Genomic DNA, 9,524 nt, shown 5'->3' with positions numbered 1-9,524 from the left:
CGCCACGTGTCCGCCGCCGCGCGCCAGCGCGTGCGCGGTCGCGGCCCGCGTCCCGGCCGCACCGTCGACGTCGACCCAGAGGTGTGCCGGCGCTTCGACGTCGTCTTCGCCCCACGGTCGGCCGAACGACACGAACGGCAGGTTGCGCGCCGTCAGCCACCCGGTGCGGGGGTCGCCGTGGAAGGTGCCGGTGACGACGACGGCATCCACTTCTCCCCCTTCCAGCAGGTCGCCGAGGCGGGCGATCTCCTCCTCCGGTGTGCGGGCGGCGTACAGCAGCACGCGCATGTCGCGCTCGCCGGCGCGTTCGGTGAGGGCGTGCACGAACCGGTCGAGCACGACGCCCGAGATGCCGCCGGCGTACGGATCGAGGTGGATGCCGATGGTGGAGCTGCGGCGCATCCGGAGTCGACGCGCGGCGGCGTGGGGGCGGTACCCGAGCTCGGCGATCGCGGCCTCCACCCGGTGCCGTGTGGTCTCGCGCACGATGTCGGGGGTGTTCACCACGTTCGACACGGTCTGCCGAGAGACGCCGGCGACGCGGGCGACGTCGTCGACGGTGGGTGCCTTCGCCATGTCGTCCCCTCCCGTCTCGATGCGCACGAGCCGATGTCGAGCACCGGGTTCACGGGGCCGCCCGGCACGCGCGTCCAGACCGTCAGCCTAGGCGGGGCGGCAACCTCTTGACATCTGCCGCGACGTGTTCGTACCTTGGGGAGACCGTCGTTTGAACGTTCAAACTGACGGCCCTCCGACCACATGCGGAGGGGTCGCATGCCTCATCGAAGGAGAGAGACACATGACACGGCACACGCCCGCACCCCGCACACGCACGGTGCTCGCCGCCGGCGCCCTGCTGGCTACCGGAGCCCTGACGCTCACCGCCTGCGGCTCGGGCTTCAACGACACCCCCGGCGAGGGCCAGGCTTCCGGCACCGGCAGCCTCAGCATCCTCATCGGCTCCTCGGGCGACGCCGAGACGAAGGCCGTCACCGACGCCGTCGCCGCGTGGAGCGAGCAGTCGGGCGTCGCGGCCGAGGTGCAGACCGCCAACGACCTGCCCCAGCAGCTCTCGCAGGGCTTCGCCGCCGGCTCCCCGCCCGACCTGTTCTACCTCGCCCCCGAGGCCCTCGCGGGCTACGCGGCGAACGGGTCGATCGCCGCCTACGGCGACGACCTCGCCAACAAGGACGACTTCTACCCCTCCCTCGTCGACAACTTCACCGTCGACGGATCGTTTTACTGCGCCCCCAAGGACTTCTCCACCCTGGCGCTGATCATCAACGCCGACCTGTGGACGGCCGCCGGACTCACGGATGCCGACATCCCCACGACGTGGGACCAGTTGGCATCCGTCGCCCAGCGCCTGACCGCCGACGGGCGCGTCGGGCTCGCGTTCGGCGCCGAGTACCAGCGCGTCGGCGCCTTCATGGCGCAAGCGGGCGGCGGCCTCGTCACCGACGGGCAGGCCACGGCCGACAGCCCCGAGAACGTCGAGGCGTTGACCTACGTCAAAACGCACCTGAACGACGGCTCGTTCGCCTTCGCGTCCGACGTGGGCGCGGGCTGGGGCGGAGAGGCGCTCGGCACGCAGAAGGCCGCGATGGTCATCGAGGGCAACTGGATCACCGGTGCGATGTCGGCCGACTACCCCGACGTGAATTACACCGTCGCCGAGCTCCCCGCCGGCCCCGGCGGCAAGGGCACGCTGCAGTTCACCAACTGCTGGGGCCTCGCCGCCGACAGCGGCAACCAGGAACAGGCACGCTCGCTCGTGGAGTACCTCACCGCCACCGACCAGCAGCTGGCGTTCTCGGAGGCCTTCGGCCCGATGCCCTCGATCCAGTCCGCGGCCGACGCATGGACCAGCGCCAACCCCGATCTGGGCGCCTTCCTCGCCGGGGCCGAGTACGCGCAGTTCCCGCCGAACATGGCCGGCGCCGCCGACGTCATCACCGACTTCAACGCACAGCTCGAGTCGCTGAAGACCGGCGACCCGCAGGCGCTGCTGCAGACGGCACAGTCCAACCTCGAGGCGATCGTCGAGTAATCGTGAGCGCCCTCACCACCGCGTCGCGTCGCGTCGGATCCTCCTCCTCGGGGATCCGGCGCGGCGAGGCCGCCGCCGGCTGGCTCTTCACCGCGCCCGTGCTCGTCATCCTGGGTGTGTTCCTGCTCGTCCCCGTGCTCATGGCGCTGTGGGTGAGCTTCTCGGACTGGACCGGTCGCGGCAGCCCCTTCTCGTCGAACGTGAACTTCGTCGGCGTCGACAACTACGCCGCTGTCACGACCGGCGGCGGACTCGCCGAACGCGACTTCGGCACGGCCCTGCGCAACAACGGGTGGTACGTGCTGCTGGTGGTGCCGCTGCAGACGGCGCTCTCGCTCTTCCTCGCGGTGCTGGTCAACCGCGCGGTCCTCCGCGGTCGCGGGTTCTTCCGCACAGCCTTCTATTTCCCGTCGGTCACCAGCTCGGTTGCGATCACCGTGCTGTGGTTGTTCCTCTTCTCGGCATCCGGAGCCGTCAACGAGGCGCTGTCGTGGCTGGGCATCAACGGGCCGAACTGGTTCAGCGACCCCTCCGGCGTCGTGCACAATCTGCTCGCCACCGTCGGCGTGACCAGTGGCCCCGCGTTCCTCACCGGCAACACCCTGCTCGGCGTCTCGTGGTGGGACTGGCTGGCAGGCCCCTCGGTCGCCATGTCGGCGTTCATCCTGATGGCCGTGTTCACCACTTCGGGCACGTTCATGCTGCTCTTCATCGCGGGCCTGCAGAACATCGGCGGCGACGTGCAGGAGGCCGCCATGATGGACGGCGCCACCGGCTGGCAACGCTTCTGGCGGGTCACCCTGCCGCAGCTCAAGCCCGTGCTGTTCACCGTGCTGACCCTCGGCCTGATCGGCACCTGGCAGGTGTTCGACCAGATCTACACCGGCACCCAGGGCGGCCCCGGCAAGACCACGCTCACCCCCGCGTACCTCAGCTACTCCTCGGCGTTTCTGTCGCAGCAGTGGGGTCAGGGCGCCGCCATCGCCTTCGTGCTCTTCCTCATCATCGTCGCCCTGACGATCCTGCAGCGCTTCGTCCTGCGCGACCGCCCGGTCTCTCGTCGGCGCATCCGCCAGTACGAGGTGCGCGGCACGGGCACGACCCCCGCTCCCACCGACCACGAGCGCCCCGGTGCGGGCTCGAGAGGAGGCACACGATGACCGCCACGGCCTCCCCGCAGACCACCGTCCTCGCCGAGCAGCGTCTGGACGGACCCTCCCGCCGCCCCGCGAAGCATCGCATGTCGCGCAAGGCGCTCGGATGGCAGATCGGCCTCTACACCCTGCTGATCGTGCTCGCGCTCATCTACATCTATCCGTTCCTCGTGCAGGTGGCGACCTCGTTCAAGACGGATGCCGCGGCGGCGGCGGATCCCATCTCGCTCTTCCCCCAAACCTTCACGTGGGCGGCGTACGAGCGGCTCTTCCTGAACTCCGATTTCCCGGTGTGGTTCGCCAACTCCGCGGTGGTGACGGTGTTCGTGACGGCGGGCCGGGTGTTCTTCAACTCTCTCGCCGGTTACGCCCTCGCCCGCCTGCAGTTCCGTGGGCGCGGTCTCGTCTTCGCGGGGCTCATCGCGGTCATGGCCGTGCCGACCGTGGTGCTGCTGATCCCCAAGTTCCTCGTGATCAACCAGCTCGGCATCTACGACTCCTATGCGGGCATGATCCTGCCGCTCCTCGTGGATGCCGCGGGTGTGTTCATCATGAAGAACTTCTTCGAGTCGATCCCGCCGTCGGTCGAGGAGCAGGCGCGCATCGACGGCGCCGGCACCTTCCGCATCTTCTGGTCGGTCGTGCTGCCGATGGCGCGGCCCGCCCTGATCACGATCGTCATCCTGTCGTTCCAGGGATCGTGGAACGAGCTGAGCCACTTCGTCATCTCCACCCAGTCCCCCGAACTGACCACCCTGACAAAGGGCGTCGCCGCCCTCGCGAGCGGACAGCTCAGCCAGGGCAGCCAATTCCCCCTCAAACTCGCGGCCGCGGCCATCATGACGATTCCGGTCGCCGTGGTGTTCTTCATCTTCCAGCGCCGCATCATGAACGCCAGTGAAGGAGCCGTCAAAGAATGACCACCGCCCCCACCGCCTCTCCCGCGGCCGTGACGGATGCCGTGACCGCGCCGCTCCAACCCCTTTTGAACGACGCGGTCATCGTGCTGCACGCCCCCACCCAGGCGTGGTCCGACGCCACGGGCGACATGGGCGCGGCCGCCGTGCACGGCGTCTACCACGGTGACGTCCGACACGTGCGCTTCCTCGCGCTCGTCTGCGACGGCTCGCCCGTCGAGTGGATCTCGACCGCCCCCGACGGCGCCTCGCGTCTCGTGCTCGGGGGTCTGCTGCGCGGACTCGACGACACCACGCCCGACCCCAAGGTGCGGGTGCTGCGCGACCGGCGCGTCGCCGATGGGGTGGTCAGCGAGACCTGGACGCTGCACTCGCGCATCGACCGGCCGATCTCGACGACCCTGCGGCTGGCGCTGTCGCCCGAGTTCGCGCAGCTGCACGAGGTGAAATCCGGCCACGCACACTCCCGCGAGATGACGACCGACCTCGACGGTGACCGCGCGATCGTGGATGCCGGGACGCAGGGTCTCGAACTCGTCGCACCCGGCGCCCGCGTGGCATCCGGAGCCGACGGGCTCGAGGCGAGCTGGAGCGTCGAGGTCCCCGCCTTCGGGAGCGTCGAGGTGGCGTGGACGCTGACGCTGCGCGACGACACCCTCGTCGTCGGGTCGGCCTCAGCGGCACCGCGGTGGGACGCCGCGGCCGTCGCCGCTCAGGCGCCCGATCCCCGCCTCGCGCGCTGGCTGCGCACCGCTCTCGACGATCTCGCCGCCCTCCGCCTCGTGCTGCCCGAGCACCCCGACGACGAGTTCTTCGCCGCCGGCGCGCCCTGGTTCTTCACGCTGTTCGGGCGCGACTCGATCTGGGCCGCGCGTCTCGCCCTTCCGCTGGACCGCGAGATCGCGGCATCCACCCTCCGCGTGCTCGCGCGGCTGCAGGGCGTCGACGACGACGCGCAGACCGCGCAGGAGCCGGGCAAGATCCTGCACGAGCTGCGGGCCTCGGCGCTGGAGATCCCCGGCGAGGGCATCGTGCTGCCGCCGAAGTACTACGGCAGCGTCGACTCGACACCGCTGTGGATCTGCCTGCTCGCCGACACCTGGCGCGCCGGCATGCCCGAGGCCGAGGTGCGGGGGCTTCTCCCGACGCTCCGCGGCGCCCTCGGCTGGATCCGCGACAGCGGCGACAGCGACGGTGACGGCTTCCTCGACTACATCGACCGCCTCGGCACGGGGCTCTCGAACCAGGGCTGGAAGGATTCCGGCGACTCGATCCAGTGGCGCGACGGCCGCCTCGCCGAGGGCCCGATCGCGCTGTGCGAAGTGCAGGCCTACGCCTACGAGGCCGCCCTCGCCGGCGCCGATCTGCTCGAGGCCTTCGGGGAGGGGACGGATGCCGACGAGGCGACGTTCTGGCGCAGCTGGGCGGCCGAATTGAAGAAGCGCTTCGCCGAGACGTACTGGGTACAGACGCCGGAGGGCCGCTACCCCGCGGTCGCCCTCGACAACGCCAAGCGTCCGGTCGACACGCTCACGAGCAACATCGGGCACCTGCTCGGCACGGGCCTGCTGACCGGCGACGAGGAGGCGCACGTCGCCTCGCTCCTGCTCGGCGAGAGCATGTCGAGCGGATACGGCATCCGCACGATGTCGACAGGGGCCGCGGGGTACTGGCCGCTGTCGTACCACGGCGGAAGCGTCTGGGTGCACGACACCGCGATCGCAGTGCACGGCATGCTGCGTGCGGGCCTGGACGAGCAGGCGCGCACGGTCGTGTCCGGGCTCCTGGATGCCGCCGAGGGCTTCGCCTATCGCGTGCCGGAGCTGCACGCCGGCGATCCGCGCACCCACTCGTCGGTGCCGACGCCCTACCCCGCCGCCTGCCGGCCCCAGGCCTGGTCGGCCGCCGCCGCGGTGGTCTGCCTCACCGCACTCGCGCCCGAGTCCGGAGCCTGAACGGCGGGGCAGTGGCGGCGTCCGCTCGTCACCGCCCCGTCCTTCCCCGCGTCGCGCGGCGGGCCCGTCACGGGACGCAACCTCACCGAGTGCGGGGCACCGGATGTGCACCGGGGCGTACCCCGACCGCCCCCGTGCACATTCCCCGCCCCGCACCCCTGTACCGGCGCGGCCGCCCTCGCTGAAGAGCGGTACCCGTCGCCTCGAACCACCGTGCGGGGCGCCGAATGTGCACCGGGGCGTACACCGACCGCCCCGGTGCACATTTCCCGCCCCGCAACCCCGCGCCCGGCCCCGCTGCACATCCCGTGACCCGGCGCGCGGCTTCGCGACCGCGCGCGATTCACGCCACGCGCACGACCGCACCGCCGGTCAGGCGCACCAGATCCTCGAACGTCAGCGGAAAAACCGTGTGCGGCGTACCACCCGCTGCCCAGATCTCGTCGAACGCCGCGAGATCCTCATCCACGACCGTGGTCAACGGCGCCGGGTGCCCGGTCGGCGCCACTCCCCCGATGGGCTGTCCTGTCGCCGCCAGCACCTGATCCGGTGTCGCCCGACGGATGCCACCGCGCCCAAGCCGCTGGGCGAGAGCCGCCGTGTCCACGCGGTGCGCGCCGCTGGTCATCACCAGCAGCGGCTCGTCGTCGCTCCAGAACACCAGGCTGTTCGCGATGGCCCCGACCTCGATGCCGAGCGCCGCCGCCGCGAGCGCGGCCGTCGACGCGGCATCCGGAAGCACGACGATCTCGCCCTCGATACCGGCCTCTCGGAGGGCAGCGGCGACGAGACGACTACGGGCGGGCAGGGCGTCGGTCATGCCCGCCAGCCTAGGGGCGCCGCCCACCGCGAGATCACACGATCCGCGCGAGATCACGGGCTTCGATCGCGCCGAGGCGTGTCATCTCGGGCCGGACGTGTGGTCTCGGCACCTCCCCCACTCCCCGCGGCCCGGCGCGCTCGCGTCCGTCGGCGACGCGCGCCACAATGGAGACGGATGCCGCGACGCTGCGGCATCCGAGAAGTGCCGCTCACAAGGCGGCCGACGACAAGGAACGCGATGACCAACGCCCTGCCCCTGCCCGATTTCACGCACGAGCGCGTGGAGGTGATCACGGGGCGGCGCAGCGGTCTGCTCATCGCCGTGGCGCTTCACTCCTCCGTGCTCGGCTCCGCCCTCGGCGGCGCCCGCCTGTGGACCTACCCGTCGTGGACCGATGCCCTCGGCGACGCCCTGCGCCTGTCGGCGGCGATGACGCTGAAGAACGCCGCCGCCGGACTCGACGCGGGCGGTGGCAAGAGCGTGATCGGCCTGCCCGAGGGCACCGTCCTCGACGCCGACCGTCGCCGCGCGGCCTTCCTCGACCTCGGCGACGCCGTCGAGAGCCTCGGCGGGCTGTACCGCACCGCCGAAGATGTGGGCTCGACGACCGAGGACATGCTGGTCGTGAGCGAGCGCACCGCGCACGTGGTCGGACTCCCCGATTCCGTCGGCGGCTCCGGCGAACCCGCGGGCCCCACGAGCCTCGGCGTGTACGCCTCGCTCGTCGCGACCCTCGAGCGCGCCGTCGGTACCGGCGATGTCGCCGGTCGCCGCATCACCGTCGCGGGTCTGGGCCAGGTCGGCGGTCGTCTCGCCGAGCGTCTGGCATCCGAGCACGCCGTCCTCACCGTCACCGACGTCAACCCGGCGAAGCGAGCACGGGCCGAAGAGCTCGGCGCCGCCTGGGTCGAGCCGAGCGAAGCGCACCTGATTCCCGCCGACGTGTTCGTTCCCGCCGGCATCGGCGGTGTCCTCACCGACGAGGTCGTCGACGCCCTCGACGCGCGCGCGGTGTGCGGGCCTGCCAACAATCCGCTCGCCGAGCGGAGCGGCGCCGAACGGCTGGCGCAGCGCGGCATCCTGTACGCCCCCGACTTCGTCGTCAACGCCGGCGGCGTGATCTACCTCGACCTGGTCGCCAAGCAGCGCGGGACGATAGACCAGATCATGGGCCGTGTCGCCGGGATCGGCGACACGATCCGTCGCGTCTTCGACGAAGCGGCCGCGCGGGGGGTCACCCCTCTCGCCGCGGCCGAGGGCTTGGCCGCCGAGCGTCTGGCGATCGGCGCGCGCAGCACCGCCCTGGTCTGACCCGTTCCGTCGCGAACGCCGGGCGGCCCTGAGCAGACGGGTTGCACCTACCGCGCGGTGCAGCAAGAACCGGATGCCACGAGTCGGTGGCATCCGGTTCTGTGGTCGAGTGATCAGTGAGCGGCGTCGTACGCGTCGAGGACCGATGAGGATATGCGTCCGCGCGTGTTGATCGTGTGACCGTTGTTCACGGCCCAGGAGCGCACATCGGCGAGGTCTCTCGTGGGGATCGCCCGACCGCGGGGAGTTCGTCGCGGCGCGGAATGAGGGGAATTCGCCGCGCGACCCGCGGAAATGTAGGGCCGGAGCGCATCGCGCATCTTCTCGGCATTGGGTACCGACAGATCGATCTCGTACGCGCGTCCCTCGAAAGAGAACTGCACGGTCGTGCCGTCGTCGATCACCGAGCCGTCGAGATCATCGATCACCTGTGTGATGTGCTTTTTCGCCATGCGCCGACCCTAAACCGCCGACCTCCGCCGTTTCGGCGAATGCAATGCGAATTCACCCGCGTGTTCGCCCCAATTACGACCAATGGCCGCATCTTTCACGAAGTGGAAGACGAGACCCCGCGACTCTCGACGGCGACGATTCGATGATCGTCGTCATGGGTGAGCTCGGTCGAGAGGAATTGTCCGTCGCGAGGAAGCCGCAGGCTGAAGTCGGCGAATGCCGACATTCGCATTCGCCCCTCGCGCACGCGCGCGTCCAGCACGTGCCCCCCGACCGATCGATCCTCGCTGAGGAAATGCAGGTGGAGGCCCGCCACCGTGATGCCCTGATAGATACGCGGCATCCAGAAACCCACGAGAGTGCCCGCGCATTCGCGCGTGGTGGTCTCGATCTGTTCCGCCGCGACCTCGGCGAGGGGGCGGAACGGCGGCTCCTGTCGGCGGGTGACGCGGGTGAGGACATGCGCGAAGACACCGTCGATCCGCACCGCATGGAAGAGGTTTCTGCTCAGCAGTCCATCCGCTACCGCCGACTCCACGCCCGTCAGATCGAGGTCGACGAGGGCGGACCCGGTGGACTCCCCCAGCGAGCAGACGTCGACGAACGGCAGGAATTCATCGTCCGTCATCAACCGCGGGGGCCCGTCGGACGTGCACTCGTAGAGCTCGCCGTCGAGGATGACGACCTCGCCCCCGAGCCCCTCGCAGCACCCCACTCCGGTATCGCCCGCCGCTCGCACGGCACCGACCGACGCGCCCTGCGAGTACACGCCCGCGAGGAGCGCGTCGAGGACGGCGAATTGCGTCACCGCACCGGGTGCCCACTGCGCAGTCATGTCTGCGCTCCGCCGCCTCGACGAGC

Annotated in this window: 9 protein-coding genes; 5 read left to right on the top strand and 4 right to left on the bottom strand. The window is 70.6% G+C overall.

Annotated features, from left to right (window positions below):
• Positions 1-576 (bottom strand): LacI family DNA-binding transcriptional regulator (locus tag RWP81_RS02085; protein ID WP_314451766.1); only part of this gene is annotated, 576 nt, incomplete at its 3' end.
• Positions 577-799: 223 nt separating this feature from the next.
• On the opposite strand from RWP81_RS02085, the gene RWP81_RS02080 reads away from it, so the two are divergent.
• The 4 genes from RWP81_RS02080 (at position 800) to RWP81_RS02065 (ending at position 6,076) form a co-directional block, all read left to right on the top strand.
• The gene (locus RWP81_RS02080) at positions 800-2,050 is read left to right on the top strand and encodes an extracellular solute-binding protein (protein ID WP_314451765.1); all 1,251 of its coding nucleotides are present in this window, start codon (positions 800-802) and stop codon (positions 2,048-2,050) included.
• A gap of 2 nt (positions 2,051-2,052) precedes the next feature.
• Entirely contained in the window at positions 2,053-3,210 is a 1,158-nt protein-coding gene (locus tag RWP81_RS02075) for a sugar ABC transporter permease (protein WP_314451764.1), read from the top strand.
• Between the two features lie 80 nt (positions 3,211-3,290).
• Positions 3,291-4,124 carry a carbohydrate ABC transporter permease gene (locus RWP81_RS02070; protein ID WP_399540529.1) on the top strand — a complete coding sequence of 278 codons (834 nt, stop codon included), beginning with the start codon at positions 3,291-3,293 and terminating at the stop codon, positions 4,122-4,124.
• Entirely contained in the window at positions 4,121-6,076 is a 1,956-nt protein-coding gene (locus RWP81_RS02065) for a glycogen debranching N-terminal domain-containing protein (protein WP_314451761.1), read from the top strand. The genes RWP81_RS02070 and RWP81_RS02065 overlap by 4 nt, the downstream gene beginning before the upstream one ends.
• A gap of 343 nt (positions 6,077-6,419) precedes the next feature.
• Here the strand turns inward: RWP81_RS02065 and RWP81_RS02060 are convergent, their stop codons facing one another.
• Positions 6,420-6,896, bottom strand: a complete 477-nt coding sequence (locus tag RWP81_RS02060; RefSeq protein ID WP_314451760.1) for a YbaK/EbsC family protein — start codon at positions 6,894-6,896, stop codon at positions 6,420-6,422.
• Between the two features lie 240 nt (positions 6,897-7,136).
• On the opposite strand from RWP81_RS02060, the gene RWP81_RS02055 reads away from it, so the two are divergent.
• On the top strand, positions 7,137-8,210 hold the full coding sequence (locus tag RWP81_RS02055; protein WP_314451758.1) for a Glu/Leu/Phe/Val dehydrogenase dimerization domain-containing protein: 1,074 nt from the start codon (positions 7,137-7,139) through the stop codon (positions 8,208-8,210).
• Between the two features lie 113 nt (positions 8,211-8,323).
• Here the strand turns inward: RWP81_RS02055 and RWP81_RS02050 are convergent, their stop codons facing one another.
• Positions 8,324-8,662, bottom strand: coding sequence for an Lsr2 family protein (locus RWP81_RS02050; RefSeq protein WP_314451756.1), 339 nt, complete (start codon positions 8,660-8,662; stop codon positions 8,324-8,326).
• A gap of 95 nt (positions 8,663-8,757) precedes the next feature.
• Positions 8,758-9,498 (bottom strand): acetolactate decarboxylase, encoded by a 741-nt coding sequence (locus RWP81_RS02045; protein ID WP_314451754.1) that lies wholly within the window; start codon positions 9,496-9,498, stop codon positions 8,758-8,760.
• Positions 9,499-9,524: the final 26 nt, after the last annotated feature.

The sequence above is a fragment of the uncultured Microbacterium sp. genome, from assembly GCF_963521695.1.
GTDB lineage: Bacteria > Actinomycetota > Actinomycetes > Actinomycetales > Microbacteriaceae > Microbacterium.
The sequence above is the reverse complement of the archived record's forward strand: the minus strand, read 5'-3'. Positions and strand labels throughout refer to the sequence as shown.

What these genes read in the sequence shown, in the direction of transcription:
- RWP81_RS02080 (WP_314451765.1), top strand. Translation starts at nt 800, where the DNA reads ATGACACGGCACACGCCCGCACCCCGCACACGCACGGTGCTCGCCGCC.
- RWP81_RS02070 (WP_399540529.1), top strand. Translation starts at nt 3,291, where the DNA reads ATGTCGCGCAAGGCGCTCGGATGGCAGATCGGCCTCTACACCCTGCTG.
- RWP81_RS02065 (WP_314451761.1), top strand. Translation starts at nt 4,121, where the DNA reads ATGACCACCGCCCCCACCGCCTCTCCCGCGGCCGTGACGGATGCCGTG.
- RWP81_RS02060 (WP_314451760.1), bottom strand. Translation starts at nt 6,896, where the DNA reads ATGACCGACGCCCTGCCCGCCCGTAGTCGTCTCGTCGCCGCTGCCCTC.
- RWP81_RS02055 (WP_314451758.1), top strand. Translation starts at nt 7,137, where the DNA reads ATGACCAACGCCCTGCCCCTGCCCGATTTCACGCACGAGCGCGTGGAG.
- RWP81_RS02050 (WP_314451756.1), bottom strand. Translation starts at nt 8,662, where the DNA reads ATGGCGAAAAAGCACATCACACAGGTGATCGATGATCTCGACGGCTCG.
- RWP81_RS02045 (WP_314451754.1), bottom strand. Translation starts at nt 9,498, where the DNA reads ATGACTGCGCAGTGGGCACCCGGTGCGGTGACGCAATTCGCCGTCCTC.